Origin of the sequence: Photobacterium marinum (assembly GCF_000331515.1) — a bacterium.
In the GTDB taxonomy this organism is placed as follows: domain Bacteria; phylum Pseudomonadota; class Gammaproteobacteria; order Enterobacterales; family Vibrionaceae; genus Photobacterium; species Photobacterium marinum.
Genome location: NZ_AMZO01000030.1, coordinates 86072 through 102656 on the forward strand (window position 1 = coordinate 86072; position 16585 = coordinate 102656).

Sequence of the window (16585 nt, forward strand, 5' to 3'; positions counted from 1 at the left end):
GTTTTTCGTTAGTTGTAATGATTATTGGAAGTTAAAAATTATTGGTTAGCACCAGGCTGAACTTCCCCGTGGATAACCCATGGGTCATCACCAAGAGCCAGAGCATCTTTATCCTGCCAGGTAGTGCTAATCGTTGGGATATTAGCTGCGGTAGGTAATGTAAGAAGTGACGCACCGGCCAGGCTTAGGCCCGAGTTGGTACAATCAGTTACACCGCCTGCTGCCGGCAGGAAGCGTTTATCGATGCCGGTTGCTTTCAGTACATAGCTGTTATTGTTACTGTCGGTATAAACTTCGGTGCCGTCAGCAATGCTGAACTGTGCATTCCACTGACCATTGGTTTGTTCCCAAGGAATACCATGCAGGTTACCCGGACCATGGTACTCCATACGAACTTGTGTACTATCGTTAGCAGACTCACCATTGCGGTCATTAGCGGTCTGGTGGGTGTAAATAAAGTTAACCGGTTTGTCGAACTCGTAGAAGCTTTGAGCTGTCGTGCTCTTTAGCATTGTCAGCTGGCTCCAGCTGTCGACACCCATTTCCCAACGATAAGTGACAAGGCTCTGACCATTCAGGTCATCCCAGCTGGTTACAGAGCTTGCATCTGTGCTAAGAACAAACTCACCGCTTGATGCTCCCCAGAAGTCTTGATCATTGCTCAGATCGCCACGGGTGAAGTTAAGCTTAACCGGCTGACCTGAAAGCTTCAGGGTCATATCCTGTGGATCAATGGTGTAAGCAATGCCGGTTGATGATGGATCTTCATAGGCTTGAGTGAAGTTCCAGTTCAGCGCATCATTCAGGCTGATATTGCTCTGCGGACAGTTGCCGTAACAGACCAGGTTAATGGCACCGCTGTTGAAAATAGCATCATTAGCACGGACAGTTTCATTGGTTGTGTAGGCAACTTTATGCTGACCGCTACCATTACCCAGATAGTTGATGTTCTGGCGTAGGAGAGGTGACCAGAAATAGGTATTTGCAGTTATTCCTGCGTCGCTACCGTCAGGGTTGCCATTGCCGTCATCGGCCTGGAACTGAGCGGCGCTTTCTACCCAGTGAATGATGGTCTGGTTGCTGCCATTCCAGTATTCAAATTTTTCACCATCTCGTAGGGTACGTTGACCTTTGGTCTGGCGAACCAGTTTACCTGGCGCGGTTACCACTGTGTAGCTTTCGCCTTTGTCATCGGTGATCGTTGTTGGCGGAACATAGCCTTGTTGCTGCTGTTCTTCAGTCCAGATTCCCCACTCGCCGATGAAGCCGTGTTGAGGCTGGCCGGTTATCGATGAGATGTAATCGAAGTTGAAGCCGGCTTTAATATCTAACAGTTCACCGGTCACTTTGTTAAACAGTGAATAGCTGTGAACATTTTCACGAGGGTTATTTCGGCTCAGGCAAACTTCCGGGTTACTGCCTGCCTGTTTTAGGTAAAAGTCCTGGTTATAGGCCAGTTTGAATTCAATTGGTACCGGCGGGTTCTGGCTCCAGTCCATGCCTTTGGTTTTACCACGACCGCTATTGCCCTGAGCATCATCAATCTGAACAATTGCAGCTTGCTCCATGGTATTACTACCGTCTTGGAATGTGTTGATCAGGCTGATTACGTTTTGACCATTCTGAACTGAGATGTTTAGATCACCTTTGTCCGGACCGGTTGCGTGTTTAAAGGTGAAGCGAAGTGCGCCGAAAGGGCTGGTAGGACCGGGAGCTGCTGAAACACTGGTGTTAACTATGTACTGACCGTCAGTTTCTTCAGAATCCTGGAACCAGACAGATACGTTTTGCGGACTTTGACTATCAGCACGGCTGGAGCTGACAACCACTTCGGAGAAAGCGATTTTACCGGATGAGGCTTGTGAGCTGTCGCTTTCCCTGCTTTCACACTGGGCTGAATCTACCAGGGCGCGATAGTTGGCGTTACCAAAGTTCTCAGCTCCGGTTGCTTTCATGATACAAAGCAGCATATTCGCCATATTTAAAGGCTCTGCTGCCTGCTCACCTACATAACTGTCAGTTACAGTGTTTGAGTAATCCGTACCAGCATCGTTGTATGCGGCAACGCTCTGTGCTGAAAAAAGTACGCTGGCAATCGCGGATGCCAAATATAACTTCTTCATTTTTAATTCCTTTTAATTTGGTTTTAGTTCACAACACTAACTGTTGAAGGGGTGCTGATACCTTCTACATTCTTAGTAGTAACTTCGCCAGAGCTGCTTCCTCCGCTATTACAGGCAGTTACCGCAAAACTAAAAATAACCAAAAATAATAAGCGCTTGATTAAACTCATAGATACATCCTCTGTTAGACACGTTAAATAACAGCTCGGTTTGAAAAAACAAACTGGAATAAATCAATTAATATGGGGTTAATAGTTATGGCAATTAGTTGATTATGGTGATTTCGCCATCCATTTTGCTATGGGTTTATATTTATAATATACGGCAGAAGTAAAAAAAACTTAATTATTGATTTATTGGTGTGGTTTTTTGTCAAAATAATTAAACTATTTTCGTCATTTTAATGTCGTTGTGCGACATTAAAATGACGACTTTAAACTCTAATTAAATTAGTCGTTTATGTCTGCATTGTATTTGTGGTAACAGTATTGCTATATACTAAATGTATAACAAATAGATAAATTATTGAGATGTAATTGTATTTTAAAGTCATCGAAAAAGTTTAGTTCTTTATAAGTGGTTTATATTTGCTAAAGTTAATATTCAAACTGCTGTTTAATTTTAATTGAGTAAATATTCTATTTTTGTTTATTTGATTTTTCTTTAATTTATATTCGTGATCTGGATTCAGTTTATATGTTTTTTTATTCTAACTGTTAATTGTCATGTAACCGTAATAAAAGTGTCATATTTAAGCGTCTGGAGTTGATATTAAGGTTTTTGATATAAATCTAAGTTCTGTGCATCGAGTCATTGAATATGTGTCGACTTGTATGATAAATATGTCCTCTTATTTTGCACTTTTGAAATGGTGACAGAGAGGAAGTATGGAAGTAGCACCAATTAAACCTACGATTAGCTTTGATGATTTTTCAAAAATCGATATTCGTGTAGGTACCATAGAACGGGTAGAGGATGTTGAAGGCGCGGATCAGCTTGTTCGCCTTATCGTCAATTTTGGCGATCACAAACGTAAGATTCTATCCGGTATCAAGCAGGAGCGAGAGAATCCGGCTGAAATCGAAGGCTTGCAGGCTCTTTTTGTTGTTAATCTGCCACCACGAAAAATACGCGGTGAAGTTTCAGAAGGTATGTTGTTCGACATTGGCTATGAAGATGGCATTCTGCCAGCATTGGCTATGCCAGAAAGGCCAGTACCTAACGGCTCCCGCCTGGGGTAAGAATGCAAGAACTGAGTACCTATATCCGGGCTGTTCATCAGTGTAATGAGCTGTTATCTGTTGTAAAACAACAGACTGAAACGAACAGTTATCAGGATGGTGACATTGAAGTGAACAGGGCAGAAACCCTGTTTACTTTTGATAACGGAGTGAAGTTGCGATACTCCGTAGAAAGAGATGACTCAACCGACGAACCTGAAGTGAACAATGACCTTGTATGCGAAGAGTGTTGGATTAGCTATGAAGTTATTGATGGTGCTGAACAGGTTATCCGTCCGCGTCGAAAGATCTTTTACAATGCCTGCCAGGAAAAGTTTTATCTCAAATTGCTTATGAGCCGATAAGCCAATCTGTTAAATATTAATGATAATTGATATCATTTGTGCGTTTTTGTCATTCGTTCGCTATTGCGTCGGATGACATGATGCTCACGATTTAACAGGACAAAAAAATAAATGAGAACAGCATTTTTCCTTCTCTCTATAACTCTTACTGCATTTCAGGCAAATGCCGCTCTTGAACTAAAAGATGAATACGAAGCCTGGAGTCATTATGAATCTCAGGACGTAACTACTGGTAAGCCGGTTATCATTGGTGTTGCTGATGCAAAAAGTGACGGTGATGTTGATACCGTCGCACTTCGTTGTACTTATGAAGGAGTGAATCTTTTATTTTTCAAATCGATGAAGCGTGAAGAACCCGGCTATCAGGCAAAAGCCAGTATAGATAATGGTGATGCCTTTAACGTGGATGTTTGGGTAAAGGGCAGCACTCATTGGGCCACAATGCCTGAGAAACAAATTGAAACCGCTGTAAAGGGGGAAAAGCTGATTGTTACGCTCCAAGGCACATCTGATAAAGAACAAGTAACAGTCTCATTGAATGGATTCGAAAAGATGTACCAGGTACTAGCTCCAACCTGTAAAGAAAACGTATAAATCAGATAAGCAACCATTTGTTCAGTTCATTGTTCATAAAGAAAAGCAGCCATTTGGCTGCTTTTTTTGGGGATGAACAAATTTGTGAGTTGAATTACGATTAAAACTCAGCATCAACCTTAAATTGCATCGGCTCGTGGGTGATAGGGTGTTCCAGTTCTAACATTTCGGCGTGAAGGTGCAGGCGGTTTGCTTTTACACCGTAAAGATCATCACCAACCATTGGGGTATGCAGCCCTTCAGTATGGGCACAATGAACCCTTAATTGATGGGTTCGACCGGTTTTCGGGTACAACTGTACTTTGGTTTGGTTATCTTTTCGCTCAAGCACTTCCCATTTGGTTTCCGCGTGTTTGCCGTGCTGGTGGCAGACAAGCTGACGGGGTCTGTCGTTCAGGTCGCCACGAAGCGGCAGGTTAATGATGCCCTCATCCTGCTCAATGATACCGTCGAGTAGGGCAACATAGCGCTTTTGCACCGTGCGTTGAATAAATTGCTTCTGTAGGCTCTTGTTGGCTCTTTTTGTCAGCGCGATCACCATCAGGCCGGATGTCGACATATCCAGCCTGTGGACGATAAGCGGACCCGTAGCATCAGGGAAACGTTGTTTCATTCGCAGGTAAACGGAGTCTTCAATGGTTTTCCCCGGCACGGACAAAAATTCGGCCGGTTTGTTGACCACGGCCATGTCGCCATCTTCGTAGATCACCTCAACCTGCTTACCTTCGCCCGGATTTGTCAGTAACGGGTTTTCATCAACGTCTAAACCAACCAGCATGTGAGCTAGAATCGGTTGGCACTTGCCCTGACAGGAAGGGTAGAAGTTCTTATGCTGGCGGATTTCTGATTTAGGCGATGTTCCCCACCAGAATTCAGCCATAGCCAGTGGTTTCATTCCCCACTTAAACGCATATTGAAGAAGCTTAGGTGCAGCACATTCGCCGGCCGCAGCTGGTGGTACTCCTTGAGTTGTGTTGACGAAAACTTCGCCCAGGTCTTTTTCCTCACCGAGAATATTTAGAAAACGATACTGCTCGAATAATTTTTGCTGCAGGGCGGCGGACAGGTTTTTGCGTTTATCTTTAAGTTGTTCGATTTCTTTAGTCAGTAACTCAAGCTGCTGCTGGGCGTGTTGAATACTTGCTTCACATTCCAGTTTCAGATCTCGCAGTTGAAGCTTTTCGATGATACTTTCCTGACTGAGCTGGTTTTTAGCAGCCTCAAGCTCTTCACCACATAGCTCAGCTTCCGCTGCCGCTCTTTTCGCCTTTCTGATTTTTCGGGCTTCGATCATTTTGCTGCGGTGAGCTTCAATCTGTTCATTTGCTGTTTGTTGTGCCACAGACAGCGCTTGCGTTAGCTCATTGAGTTGCGGATTAGCTTCCAGTGTTTTTATCTGAGCGTTAATACCGTTGATCTCATCTTGCCCGATCAGGAAAAAGCTGTTTTCGGTCAGCATGTCGAACACTGGCGGAACAAAATGCGGCAACAGGTTTTTCTCTGCCATCTTGCCGGAAAAAGCCGATAAATAGCCTATCTCACCATGTTTATTCTCCACCAGAAGCACACCAAACATTTTACCGACCGCAGTGCCAGTATCACCATTCAGACCAAAGTTATGCTGCCAGTTGGTTTGAGTTTCCAGATGCTCTTGAAGTTCTTTTGCTGCCAGCATACATAACGGGTGTGGCTCATAGTAGAACGGGAACGTAAAACGCTCAGGTAAGCTGAATGAATCGATAGAGGCTTTAAAAGGTGTAAAACAGTGTTCCGGGGAGTGCATAGGCTGATCTATTGTGATGAAAGTTGTGCTATTCAGATTCGGTTTGAACGGCGGTTATGGCGGGCAATTCTAACCTTTTGTTACTCAGATATCACTAATACGATGAAGAGGCGTGGGAATGGGCGGAACAGGGTTTGCCTTTGCTTCTTGTTCTTTTCCTGTGTTCTTCAGCCAGTAATTTCTTTAAATAGGCTCAACCCAACTAATATGTTGATATCAGGCTTAAGTGGGAGATTGTTATGAGAGGTGCTCTATGGGGCTGTTTGTGTCTGTTAATTGCTTTTATAACAGCATGCGGAACAAGTGACAGTTCGCTCAGGGACAGTGGTCATAATGAATCGTATATTCAGGGCTTTCATGATGGCAGGCATAGCGGTTTGCAGGAAGCTGGTAATGAGTTTGAACATTACATACGAGACGAAACTCGATTTAACACTGATGCTGACTATAAGGCCGGATGGTTGGCGGGAGAAGGTGAGGGCAAAAAGTTGCAGGCTCAGGCGACTTCGGTTGGTGGTTCTGTGGGAAATGCAATGTCGTCACAGTCAAGTAAGCCAACAGATCCTGAAACAGTTGCAAAAGAGGTTCTGGAGCATACGGACACGTCACAGCTTAAGAACTTAAAGTAATTTTTCTGTTTAGCTGTTTTTTGAGCTGCAAACGTTTAGGCAAACGATTATTTGTTTCTTGTGGTAAATACAGTTTTTCCAAATTGCTTTTGTTTCAAACTTGTTACTGTTTGGTTGAGTCAATACAATCCCCGTCATAAAAATGATTTCATCACAGATGAATATCATGCGATTGCTCATCGCCTAACAAAAAACAGTCAGTCAGAAGAAGATAAGTATGAAATTGGAAGCAGTTGATTATACAGCGGATAATGCTGAAGAGCTTTTCGTTGAGTCACTACGTAATACCGGTTTCGGTGTTCTTAAGAATCACCCGATCCAGCAACAGATGGTAAGCGCTATTTACAAAAACTGGGAAGCGTTTTTTAACTCAGAAGATAAGAATGTCTTCCGCTTTAATGCCGAAACTCAGGATGGCTTTTTTCCTTCTGAAGTTTCAGAGGTAGCAAAAGGACACACCAAGAAAGATATCAAAGAGTACTTTCACTACTATCCTTGGGGACAATGTCCTGATGCGCTGAAGCAAGAACTACAAAATTACTATGAAGAGGCAAATAAACTTGCTTCTGAGTTGCTTTCCTGGGTCGAGAAGCATTCACCGGCAGATGTTTCTAAACTTTATTCACAACCGCTTTCAAGTATGATTGATGGCAGTGATAAGACGCTGTTGCGCGTACTGCATTATCCGCCGTTGAAAGGTGATGAAGAGCTTGGCGCCATTCGTGCCGGAGCACATGAAGATATCAATCTGCTGACCGTTCTGCCTGCGGCAAACGAGCCGGGTCTTCAGGTGAAAACGAAAGAAGGTGATTGGCTTGATGTTCCTTGTGATTTCGGCAACCTGATTATCAATATCGGTGACATGTTGCAGGAAGCGTCAGGCGGTTATTTTCCGTCAACAACTCACAGGGTAATCAATCCGGAAGGTGCCGATAAGTCAAAGGCTCGAATCTCCTTGCCATTGTTCCTTCATCCAAAGCCGGAAGTGGTACTTTCTGAACGCCATACAGCGGATAGTTATCTGATGGAACGCCTGAAAGAACTGGGTGTAATTTAATTCAGTCGGGTTTTTGCTACGTCTGAGATCAATAACGCCGGTTAACAGAAACCGGCGTTTTTTGTACCAGTTGGAGTGAAGGGATTACTGAACCACTTCGCCGCTTTCAACAACGGTCTTTCTGACTTTATCGCTGAATTCCAATGCTTCTTTGCGAATAGCATCTTCATCAACTGTCAGCATGTTACGGTTTTCCATTAGCAGCTTGCCATCAACAATGGTGTGCTTAACGTTTGACGCGTAAGCCGAATACACCAGGGCCGAATACGGATTGTAAACCGGTACCATGTTCGGTGCTTTGGTGTCGATCACGATGATATCTGCCAATTTACCGGCTTCCAGCGAACCGATAGTGTTTTCCATGTGCAGGGCACGAGCCGCGCCGATTGTCGCCATTTCGATCACTTTCATCGGCGGCATGGCTGCACGATCTTTGTTGACCAGTTTATGAACTTTGGCAACCTGGTTGAACTCATCAATGGTGCTGAGGGTATTGCCGGACATCGGGCCGTCTGTACCCAGACCGATGCGCAGCCCGTCATCGAACATTTTCAGGGCAGGGGAAACACCTTTTGCGGATTTGATGTTGGCACTCATGTTATGGGCGATGCCGACGTCATGTTTTTTAAGCAGGGCTATGTCATTGTCATCAACATTGATCACGTGCGCACCAACCAACTTAGGGGTCAGCGCTCCGATATCGGCCATGTACTCAACCGGTGTTTTACCACTGCTTCGTTCTGCAATTACCAGGTTTTCACGCTCAGATTCAGCAAGGTGGATCATCACCGGCACATCATGTTTAAGTGAAAGTTCGGTGATTTTCTGCAGGGCTTCTGTGGTGTTGGTGTAAGGCGCGTGAGGAGCGAAAGCCGGGGTAATACGAGGGTGATCTTTGTATTGTTCTATAAAGTTCAGCGCGTATTGAATACCTTCATCGGCATTGGCTGCGTCAGCAACCGGGAACTTGATGACGGTTTCACCCAGAACGGCACGCATACCGATTGTATCGACGGTTTTAGCGACTTCATCTTCAAAGTAATACATGTCGGCATAAGTGGTGACACCGCCTTTGATCATTTCCACGTTACCCAGCTGGGCACCGATGCGAACCATATTGCGAGAAACCAGTTTTTTTTCAAGCGGGAAAATATAACGGTGCAGGCGATCAGGGACATCATCGGCCAGAGAGCGGAAGACCGTCATAGATACATGGGTATGCGTGTTTATCAGACCCGGCATCACAATGTCGCCATCAGCATCAATGGTTTTGGCTGCGAGGTAGTCTTTGATGTTCGAGCCGTCTGTCACGGCGAAAATTTTGTTCTCTTTCACTGCCACCAGGCCGTTGTTATAGACAGTGTTCTCCTGATTCATTGTCAAAACGGTGGCATTTTTGATAAGCAGATCGACTTTTTCCAGGGCTAAAGCTGAAGTGCTGGCGAGGGAGGTTGCTGCAAGGGAGACAGCGAGAAGTGTTTTCTTAAACATTGAAGACAATCACTTAAATGATACAGGTGTCCGATCATACCCTCTGAACTTGAGCTGGAAATGTGTATTACTGAATTTGCGAATGTAATTGTGATAACCATCACTTTTCGGCTAGCAGCAAATCGTATTCTGGATAAGAAAACAGCACCAAAAGGTGCTGTTAATCGTTTGCTTGCTGTTCTTTCTATCAGTTTGGTGATTTTTTCTTGTTATACCGTAAGGTGAAAATCATCCAGGCGGTTAATGCCAAGCTGCAAAGTGGTAATGCAATCCAGACTCCGTTAACACCGACGAACTTGGCCAGGGTGAAGATGAACAGGGTAATAAGAATGAGCTTGCCTCCGGTCAGGAACGAAGCTTCTCTTGCTTTATTCACCGACTGGAAATAGGTCGCACCTACCAGCAATAAGCCCTCCATCGGGAGCCCCCAGAAATAAAGATGCATCCCGTTTACGGCCTCTGGCAGCAGGGTCGGATTATTTCCGGCAAAGAGGTAGACCACATAGTCAGGGAAGCCGTAAAGGAAAGCTACACCACTTAGAGCCACCAGTAAGGTGGCGGCAAAGGCCATGTTGCGGGCTTTGATCACTCGCTCAGTCTGTCCGGCTCCGGTGTTATAGCTGGTAATCGGCTGGATACCAAGGGCAATTCCTTCAAATATCAGGTAGAAGAAAGCTTCGGTATAGCTGACGATGCCGTAAGCGGCGACATGAATGGCACTTCCTACCCAAAGGAAGGCTTTATTATGCAGAGTCAGCACTACTGATAAATACAGGTACATAAGCAGGCTGGAAAGACCCAGTCTGCTGATTTGTTTTACGCTGTCCCAATGTAGCCTTAGGGTTTGCCAGTTGATTTTCAGGCGGGTTTTCTTACCGAAAAAGTGTTGCAGGCAGATCAGGGAGGTTACGGCTTGTGACAGCATGGTGGCGATGGCGGCTCCGGTCAGCTCCCATGGAATAACGACGATAAATACCCAGTCGAGCACAACATTAAGCACCCCGCCGAAAATCATGATCCAGGTAACCCGGTTAGGTTCACCGTCATTTCGCAACAGCGATGAAAACGCCATAGAGACAACCGGAAACACGCCCAGGGCGAAGTACCAGAACAGGTAGTCTGATGCCATCTGGAAGATCTCACCTTCCGCGCCCAGCCAGCGCAGGACATCATCAGCGAAAATAATGCCTAAGCTGCAGCTTATCAGGGAAATAATCAGGCAGAGAGAAAGGGCATTTCCTACGATAATTCTGGCCTGGTCCGTATGTCCTTCGCCGAGCTTTATTGAGACCAGGGCAGAGGCTCCCATACCGACCATCGCACCCAGTGCATAAAGGATTGATCCGATAGGGTAGCCAAGCATGATCCCGGCAAGGCCGTTTTCGCCGATGAAATGACCGACAAACATGCCGTCGATAGCAACGTAAATACCAGTAACCAGCATGGCAGCAATGGTTGGCATGGTGTAGCGGATGAAGAGTCGGAAAATGGCGTCATCCCGCAGTGATAAATGTGGTGCTTGGCTGATTTCTGGCATGAAAGTGAGTTCTGATGACAAATTAACAGGGAGCTATAGTATCGGATGATCCCTTAAACAGGGTATCGATATGATCACTATATTTTGAATGATGTCAGTTGTCAGCCTGTATAAATCAGCCAGATATTATTGTTGCGATGAGGTCACATGATTTAGCGGGTAATAAGCGGTTAACAGCAGGTAGCGATGAACAACCTTTCCATTGCCATGTCTTTTTAGCGGGTGATGAACTTCGTGGGATCCGCCGGACAGGGCATATTTTTGCTCCAGGCTTTTCGGTAGAGAATGTGCACAATCCTGGAGTCGGATACCGTCGGCGATGTACTCATCTGAATTAGCAGGTAAGTGTCCCAGCCACCAGGCCGGAATTTCTTTACTGGCTTTGCTGCGGTCGAACCAATGGTCAGAAATAACCAGCAGGTGCTGTGGTTTGTCAGTGTCTGTTTGCTTACAAGCCGCACTAATTGATTGCAGTAGCGCTTCACGGCGGCCCAGATTGGCGCTGTCCAGACGATGGGCGATAACCAGAATATAAAAATGCGGTGTTTCGATAGTAAAAACTGGTTGTTCCTGATTTTCTTCGCTTGGTGATTTCACAAGGGTGGCGTTGATATCGGCTTGCTTCATGGTCGATATAATGCGTCGGCATAAAGCTTTACCCATGTGATATTCGCGCATCCCCCGGTTATGTACTGTCGGATAATGATGCTCACATAGCTGCAAGCAGTCAGACTGAAACTGGTTGATACTGACAGAAAGAAGATCTCTGACCAAAGATGAAAAGCCTCACAAACACAATACAACATGCTTAGCCTGAAAAATTGGTTAGGTAAATGGGTCAGGCCAAAAACATTTTATTACAGATAAGTTATCGTAACAGAAAAATATGCTTTGCCTGACGATTATTCAATGATTTAGTGATCAAAAAAGCCCCTTTTTGGGGGCTTCTTAGCAAATATTGATGATTTTAACAGTTATAGCTTCGAAGAGGCTGCGCGATTCGGGCCGGAAAATCCTGAAAACCACCGTTTGAATGTCTTATATCTCAGGCCAAGCAGAATTAATGAAACCAAAATATACAGAGCAGGCTCTGTAATTCCGGACTTTACCGACCAGTAATAGTGGATCGGGCTCAGAAGCAGGGCGAGATAAACAAGGTTATGCAGCTTTTGCCAGCGGAAGCCAAGACGGCGTTGCATGTTTTGAGTTGAGGTGACTGCCAGAGCAAGCAGGATCAGCCAGCTGATAGCACCCAATGTCAGGTAAGGGCGAGAAGCAATTTCAACGGCAAGTAGTGACCAGTTGAAGTTGAGATCCAGCGCCAGATAGCCCAGCAAGTGGAGTGCCGCCCAGAAAAAGCTGTATAAGCCTGTCAGGCGGCGAATTTTCATCAGTCCGCCTTGCCTGAAGTATTTGGCAACAGGGGAGATCAGCAAGGTTACCATCAGGGTATTGAGTGCTGCCTTTCCGGTAAAGTGGCTGATGCCCTGAACCGGGTCAGCTCCCAAGTTGCCGCTGAGAGTCTGTAAAATCAGTAACGCAGCAAAACTGAGCGATACCAGATGGATGATGACTTTCAGTCCGGTAATGTGTTTAGGTGACAGCTTCATCAGTAGTTTTTCCTCAAATCCATACCTTTGTACAGGCTCGCTACTTCTTCCGCATAGCCGTTGAACATTTTGGTCGGCTGACGTCGGCTGCTGAACAGACTCCCTTCACCGATAAAGCGCTCACTGGCCTGACTCCAGCGCGGATGGTCAACTGTCGGGTTAACGTTGGCATAGAAGCCGTATTCCTGAGGAGCCAGCAGATTCCATGTAGTCGGCGGTTGCTTGTCTGTCAGGGTGATTTTGACAATAGATTTGATGCTCTTGAAACCATACTTCCACGGAACAACAAGCCGGATTGGAGCACCATTTTGTGGAGCCAGGGTTTTACCGTAAAGGCCGACGGAAAGCAGAGTTAACGGATGCATAGCTTCATCCAGCCTCAAACCCTCGACATAAGGGTAGTCAATGCCGCCGCCTAGACGCCGCGATGCCTGTCCCGGCATCTGTTCAGGATCGTAGAGGGTTTCAAAGGCAACATACTTAGCGCTGTTTTTCGGATCGGCTTTTTTCAGCAAAGCCGCTAAAGGAAAACCAATCCATGGGATATTCATCGACCAGGCTTCGACACAGCGCAGTCGGTAGATTCTCTCTTCCAGAGAGAATGAGGAGAAAATATCCTCATAGCCCAGCGTCAAAGGTTTGTTGACCAGTCCGCCAACTTCAATGTTCCATGGGTTCGTTGTGAAATTGGCTGCGCGAGCTGCCGGATCTGACTTATCGGTACCAAATTCATAAAAATTATTGTACTGAAGAATTTTACTCTCAGGTGTCAGTGCAAGCTGCTTATCAGAGTACTGTGAGGTTTGGGTTGTAAGTGCCCGGCGTGCATCTTTGAGTTCTTTTTTTGAACCGGTGAAGGCATCAAATAACCCGGCATTGGCTTTTGCCGCAATTGGCATTCCGACAAGGGTAATTCCCAGCTTTTTAAGGATATCGCGGCGTTGGCGGTAGACTGATTCAGGGGTTGCTTCGTTTTCGCTTAATGTCCAGCGTGATGTTTTCTTGATGAGCATATTCTTCCTTAATTTTCCGGCTTATTCCGTATCTTTTTACGGTGTTTTTCGTTGGCTTATATCTGTATGTAATATCAAGAGACCTGAATAATTAGTGAAAAATTTCATCAAATTGCACTTTGATTTTAGTGATAAAGGCGGTATGTTTCGGCTCGAAGTAAAATTTATCGCTTAGTTCAGGGAATTTGAATGATTAAAAAAGCTGTTTTGATTTCAACTCTTTTGGCCTTACCTATGCAGGCTGCTGCACTTACTTCTCCACTGACTGCCGGTGTTTTCCTCGGCAGCCCGACATCTGGACTAACGGTACAGTATCGCGATGATTACAAGTTCGCTGTAGGTTTTAATGAGCCAAGTTTTTCTGTTGATGCAATCTGGAATGCCAGTGATATGGCAACAGGAAGTATGTACTCGCCTCTCTATGGATTCACCGGTATTCAATGGGTAGATGACAGTGAACATGAGTGGGGACCTCGTGGCGGTGTTGGAATCGTCCTGCCATACCATTATGTGCATATGTATGCAGAGGCTGGCGTGACATGGTATATGCAAAAAGAGTCAAGCATGGAAGTTGAAGGCGCTGTTGGCGTAAGGTTTAACCTCTAATATTTTTGTTGGGATTGACGGATTTTTTTGCGAAACTGCCGCTTTCTCAATATTTATAATTTTCTATGACTGATTTACACGACTTCCATGCCAACCTTGAGTTACAGCATATCTATCTTGAGGCTTACGCAGAACGTTACCATTTCCTGAAACAGTTTTTCGAAAGTTATTATTGTTATCGCCATGGCTTACTGACCCGAAACGGTAAATCCGACTGGGAGCAGATCTTTGAGTTCAGTCCTCGAACTGTAGCAGCGACTAAAGTTACTGATCGTAAGCAGCTTGTTCGTGAGCTGCGTATGCCATTGACGGTATTGACTGGAAAGCTGAAAGAGATGGTCAGAGATGATGAGCTGAGTATTAAGTCAATAAAAAAGTTATTAGACTCACATCTGGATTATGTAATCCTGACTCGCCATGAGCATCAGAAGCTGAAGAAGGCTGGCTTGCTGGACAGAATGCCTGCCGATTATTATCAGCAGAATAGTGACAATTACCTTGTTACGGATGCCAGATTCAGCGTTGTCGGAATTAGTTTTACTGCTTAAGAAATTGATTAACTTCAAGTTGAGCGCATATTAAAAATCCCCTGTTACTCAGAGATGTCCGGTTTTTACCAGCATCAGGCAGCCTTTCCGTGTTGATGGCTGATGAGTACTTCCGGCCGGGTTTCGGAGCCAGGTTCCTTTCTCATATTCGCCCTGTTCATCACAGAACTCTCCTGAAAGAATAAAGACTTCCTCGCCGCCGTCATGCCGGTGGCGGGGTAATGATGTATCGGGTTGCCATTTCATCATGACTGTCTGCTCACCTTTAAAGCCATGTAGAGGCAGTGTAGACATGCCGTTTTCTAATCCCGGTTGCCAGCTTGCATTGTGGGTATCAAGCCGGAAAATTTCATTATCCTCTTCAGGAAACATATTAAGCTTTACGTATAGCAGGCAGCCGGTATTGCTACCCGGTGAGTGATATGAACCCGGCGGGTTTCGAATATAGGTACCTGCGGGGTAGTCGCCGCCTTCATCTTGAAATACGCCGTCGATAACGAAAATTTCTTCCCCGTTGGGGTGGAAATGAGCCTGAAAATGGGTGTTGGGGTCATAACGAACAAGGCTGGTGACTTGGCCACTTTCTGCCGCTTCCCGCTCAAGCGGGATCCGCCAGACTCCGGTGGAAGGAGAGGCCAGCCATTGCTGGTCGGTTGTATCTATCACCACTCGCTGATGCCTGTCCATATTGAATGAAGATAGTACGTTCATCTTCGCAGCCTCAATTTACTTCTCTGATTTAGTTTATACGATGAACTGTTGTTTATACGATGAGCTGATTACGCGCCAGATACTATACAAATTGATAATTTTGACTTTACGATGACGAAGTGTGGTGGGAAGCCGCGTACAATGGCTTGGTGTTAAAGACTCTGACAGAAAAACGCTGGTGCGGTGTATATAACTTGAGAAATGGTTCTATTGAAAAGTTATAACAGCCCAATGTTTGCCATACTTTCAGTACCTCAAAGGGAGACGTTTTTGTGTTTCGCTCATTACTTATATCAATCACTTGTCTGGCATCAATGGCAGCGAACGCCATTGAGTATCAGCGACCGGATGTTAACAGCAAGCTGGTCGGTACAATGGAATATTATCAGGTGAACAAAGGTGAGAGCCTGGCTGATATTGCAAACAAATATGATGTTGGCTTTCTGGCACTGATGGAAGCCAATAAAGGCGTTGATCCTTTCCTGCCGACACCGGGGACACTGCTGACAGTACCTACCCAGTTAATTTTGCCTGATGTGGAGCGAGAGGGCATAGTCATTAATCTTGCAGAGTTGAGATTGTATTACTTCCCGCAGGATGATCATGATCGTATGCATGTCTTTCCGATTGGTATTGGACGTGTAGGACGTGAAACACCGCAAATGACGACTCAGGTTAGTCAGAAGATTGAGAATCCGACCTGGACCCCGACGGCAAACATTCGTAAAGAATATCGTGAGAAGCATGATATCGAGTTGCCGGCCGTTGTACCTGCCGGTCCGGAAAACCCTCTGGGTGAATACGCGATGCGACTCAGCTATGGCAGCGGACAGTATCTGATCCACGGAACCAATAAAGATTTCGGTATTGGAATGCGGGTAAGCTCCGGTTGTATTCGCATGAACCCGTGGGATATTGAGTGGTTATTCCCTCAGGTGCCGGAAGGCACTAAAGTGAGAGTTATCAATCAGCCGTTGAAGCAGACAGTGGAGCCGGATGGTTCTTTATATGTTGAAGTTCATCAGCCGCTATCGAAGTCAGAAGAGCAGGTGGGCACACATAAAAGCGTTAAACCGACTGACTTGTTGTTAACATCTGTTGAAGGTGATGATACCGCGGAAAATCGACTGAATTCTGCTTTGTTCCTGCAAACCGGTGTTCCGACAGAATTGAGGCGGGATATATAATCTGCGAGGCTAGAGGCTAGAGGCTAGAGGCTAGAGGCTAGAGGCTAGAGGCTAGAGGCTAGAGGCTAGAGGCTAGAGGCTAGTATCTTGTGTCTAGTCCTAAAATAGGTT

The 16585-nt window shown here is 45.5% G+C and carries 17 protein-coding genes; 8 read left to right on the top strand and 9 right to left on the bottom strand.

The genetic code is table 11. The features are described 5' to 3' along the window. Positions 1-38 precede the first annotated feature (38 nt). Together C942_RS18495 and C942_RS25185 are read right to left on the bottom strand one after the other, a co-directional pair. Positions 39-2123 carry a hypothetical protein gene (locus tag C942_RS18495; protein WP_007468597.1) on the bottom strand — a complete coding sequence of 695 codons (2085 nt, stop codon included), beginning with the start codon at positions 2121-2123 and terminating at the stop codon, positions 39-41. Positions 2124-2146: 23 nt separating this feature from the next. Then, the gene (locus C942_RS25185; RefSeq protein WP_007468599.1) at positions 2147-2293 is read right to left on the bottom strand and encodes a hypothetical protein; all 147 of its coding nucleotides are present in this window, start codon (positions 2291-2293) and stop codon (positions 2147-2149) included. Positions 2294-3010: 717 nt separating this feature from the next. Here C942_RS25185 and C942_RS18500 point away from each other — a divergent pair. The 3 genes from C942_RS18500 (at position 3011) to C942_RS18510 (ending at position 4302) form a co-directional block, all read left to right on the top strand. Next, a complete protein-coding gene (locus tag C942_RS18500; RefSeq protein ID WP_007468601.1) occupies positions 3011-3364 on the top strand; it encodes a Structure-specific tRNA-binding protein in 354 nt (117 codons plus the stop codon). Positions 3365-3366: 2 nt separating this feature from the next. Next, positions 3367-3708: a hypothetical protein gene (locus C942_RS18505; RefSeq protein ID WP_007468603.1), complete on the top strand. Its 342-nt coding sequence runs from the start codon at positions 3367-3369 to the stop codon at positions 3706-3708. A gap of 111 nt (positions 3709-3819) precedes the next feature. After that, a complete protein-coding gene (locus tag C942_RS18510) occupies positions 3820-4302 on the top strand; it encodes a hypothetical protein (protein WP_007468605.1) in 483 nt (160 codons plus the stop codon). A 100-nt stretch (positions 4303-4402) separates the two neighbouring features. Here C942_RS18510 and C942_RS18515 read toward each other — a convergent pair whose 3' ends face one another. Next, positions 4403-6085, bottom strand: a complete 1683-nt coding sequence (locus tag C942_RS18515; protein WP_007468607.1) for an RluA family pseudouridine synthase — start codon at positions 6083-6085, stop codon at positions 4403-4405. A gap of 239 nt (positions 6086-6324) precedes the next feature. Between C942_RS18515 and C942_RS18520 the strand changes: the two genes are divergently transcribed. Beyond that, the gene (locus C942_RS18520; RefSeq protein ID WP_232428196.1) at positions 6325-6714 is read left to right on the top strand and encodes a hypothetical protein; all 390 of its coding nucleotides are present in this window, start codon (positions 6325-6327) and stop codon (positions 6712-6714) included. A gap of 217 nt (positions 6715-6931) precedes the next feature. Continuing rightward, positions 6932-7771 carry a 2OG-Fe(II) oxygenase family protein gene (locus C942_RS18525; protein WP_007468611.1) on the top strand — a complete coding sequence of 280 codons (840 nt, stop codon included), beginning with the start codon at positions 6932-6934 and terminating at the stop codon, positions 7769-7771. An 84-nt stretch (positions 7772-7855) separates the two neighbouring features. Here C942_RS18525 and C942_RS18530 read toward each other — a convergent pair whose 3' ends face one another. From C942_RS18530 to msrP, 5 genes are all read right to left on the bottom strand, one after another. Beyond that, on the bottom strand, positions 7856-9262 hold the full coding sequence (locus C942_RS18530; RefSeq protein WP_007468613.1) for an amidohydrolase: 1407 nt from the start codon (positions 9260-9262) through the stop codon (positions 7856-7858). A gap of 187 nt (positions 9263-9449) precedes the next feature. After that, positions 9450-10799 carry an MATE family efflux transporter gene (locus tag C942_RS18535; RefSeq protein WP_007468618.1) on the bottom strand — a complete coding sequence of 450 codons (1350 nt, stop codon included), beginning with the start codon at positions 10797-10799 and terminating at the stop codon, positions 9450-9452. A 126-nt stretch (positions 10800-10925) separates the two neighbouring features. Further along, positions 10926-11573: a hypothetical protein gene (locus tag C942_RS18540; protein ID WP_007468619.1), complete on the bottom strand. Its 648-nt coding sequence runs from the start codon at positions 11571-11573 to the stop codon at positions 10926-10928. Positions 11574-11773: 200 nt separating this feature from the next. Then, complete coding sequence (gene msrQ / locus C942_RS18545) at positions 11774-12409, bottom strand: protein-methionine-sulfoxide reductase heme-binding subunit MsrQ (RefSeq protein ID WP_007468621.1); 636 nt, start codon at positions 12407-12409, stop codon at positions 11774-11776. Further along, positions 12409-13422 carry a protein-methionine-sulfoxide reductase catalytic subunit MsrP gene (gene msrP / locus C942_RS18550; protein WP_007468623.1) on the bottom strand — a complete coding sequence of 338 codons (1014 nt, stop codon included), beginning with the start codon at positions 13420-13422 and terminating at the stop codon, positions 12409-12411. Before msrP ends, msrQ begins: the two co-directional genes overlap by 1 nt. A gap of 189 nt (positions 13423-13611) precedes the next feature. Here msrP and C942_RS18555 point away from each other — a divergent pair, with 189 nt between their 5' ends. After that, positions 13612-14028, top strand: coding sequence for a hypothetical protein (locus C942_RS18555; protein WP_007468625.1), 417 nt, complete (start codon positions 13612-13614; stop codon positions 14026-14028). A gap of 65 nt (positions 14029-14093) precedes the next feature. Beyond that, entirely contained in the window at positions 14094-14576 is a 483-nt protein-coding gene (locus C942_RS18560) for a hypothetical protein (RefSeq protein ID WP_007468627.1), read from the top strand. A gap of 48 nt (positions 14577-14624) precedes the next feature. Here the strand turns inward: C942_RS18560 and C942_RS18565 are convergent, their stop codons facing one another. After that, entirely contained in the window at positions 14625-15287 is a 663-nt protein-coding gene (locus C942_RS18565) for a cupin domain-containing protein (RefSeq protein WP_007468629.1), read from the bottom strand. 272 nt (positions 15288-15559) lie between these two features. Here C942_RS18565 and C942_RS18570 point away from each other — a divergent pair, with 272 nt between their 5' ends. Further along, positions 15560-16474 carry a L,D-transpeptidase family protein gene (locus tag C942_RS18570; RefSeq protein WP_007468631.1) on the top strand — a complete coding sequence of 305 codons (915 nt, stop codon included), beginning with the start codon at positions 15560-15562 and terminating at the stop codon, positions 16472-16474. Positions 16475-16585 lie beyond the last annotated feature (111 nt).

Excerpts from the sequence above, each read along its gene's own strand:
- C942_RS18560 (WP_007468627.1), top strand. The coding sequence starts at position 14,094 with ATGACTGATTTACACGACTTCCATGCCAACCTTGAGTTACAGCATATC.
- C942_RS18525 (WP_007468611.1), top strand. The coding sequence starts at position 6,932 with ATGAAATTGGAAGCAGTTGATTATACAGCGGATAATGCTGAAGAGCTT.
- C942_RS18520 (WP_232428196.1), top strand. The coding sequence starts at position 6,325 with ATGAGAGGTGCTCTATGGGGCTGTTTGTGTCTGTTAATTGCTTTTATA.
- msrP (WP_007468623.1), bottom strand. The coding sequence starts at position 13,422 with ATGCTCATCAAGAAAACATCACGCTGGACATTAAGCGAAAACGAAGCA.
- C942_RS18515 (WP_007468607.1), bottom strand. The coding sequence starts at position 6,085 with ATGCACTCCCCGGAACACTGTTTTACACCTTTTAAAGCCTCTATCGAT.
- C942_RS18495 (WP_007468597.1), bottom strand. The coding sequence starts at position 2,123 with ATGAAGAAGTTATATTTGGCATCCGCGATTGCCAGCGTACTTTTTTCA.
- C942_RS18535 (WP_007468618.1), bottom strand. The coding sequence starts at position 10,799 with ATGCCAGAAATCAGCCAAGCACCACATTTATCACTGCGGGATGACGCC.
- msrQ (WP_007468621.1), bottom strand. The coding sequence starts at position 12,409 with ATGAAGCTGTCACCTAAACACATTACCGGACTGAAAGTCATCATCCAT.
- C942_RS18530 (WP_007468613.1), bottom strand. The coding sequence starts at position 9,262 with ATGTTTAAGAAAACACTTCTCGCTGTCTCCCTTGCAGCAACCTCCCTC.
- C942_RS25185 (WP_007468599.1), bottom strand. The coding sequence starts at position 2,293 with ATGAGTTTAATCAAGCGCTTATTATTTTTGGTTATTTTTAGTTTTGCG.
- C942_RS18565 (WP_007468629.1), bottom strand. The coding sequence starts at position 15,287 with ATGAACGTACTATCTTCATTCAATATGGACAGGCATCAGCGAGTGGTG.
- C942_RS18500 (WP_007468601.1), top strand. The coding sequence starts at position 3,011 with ATGGAAGTAGCACCAATTAAACCTACGATTAGCTTTGATGATTTTTCA.
- C942_RS18505 (WP_007468603.1), top strand. The coding sequence starts at position 3,367 with ATGCAAGAACTGAGTACCTATATCCGGGCTGTTCATCAGTGTAATGAG.
- C942_RS18555 (WP_007468625.1), top strand. The coding sequence starts at position 13,612 with ATGATTAAAAAAGCTGTTTTGATTTCAACTCTTTTGGCCTTACCTATG.
- C942_RS18510 (WP_007468605.1), top strand. The coding sequence starts at position 3,820 with ATGAGAACAGCATTTTTCCTTCTCTCTATAACTCTTACTGCATTTCAG.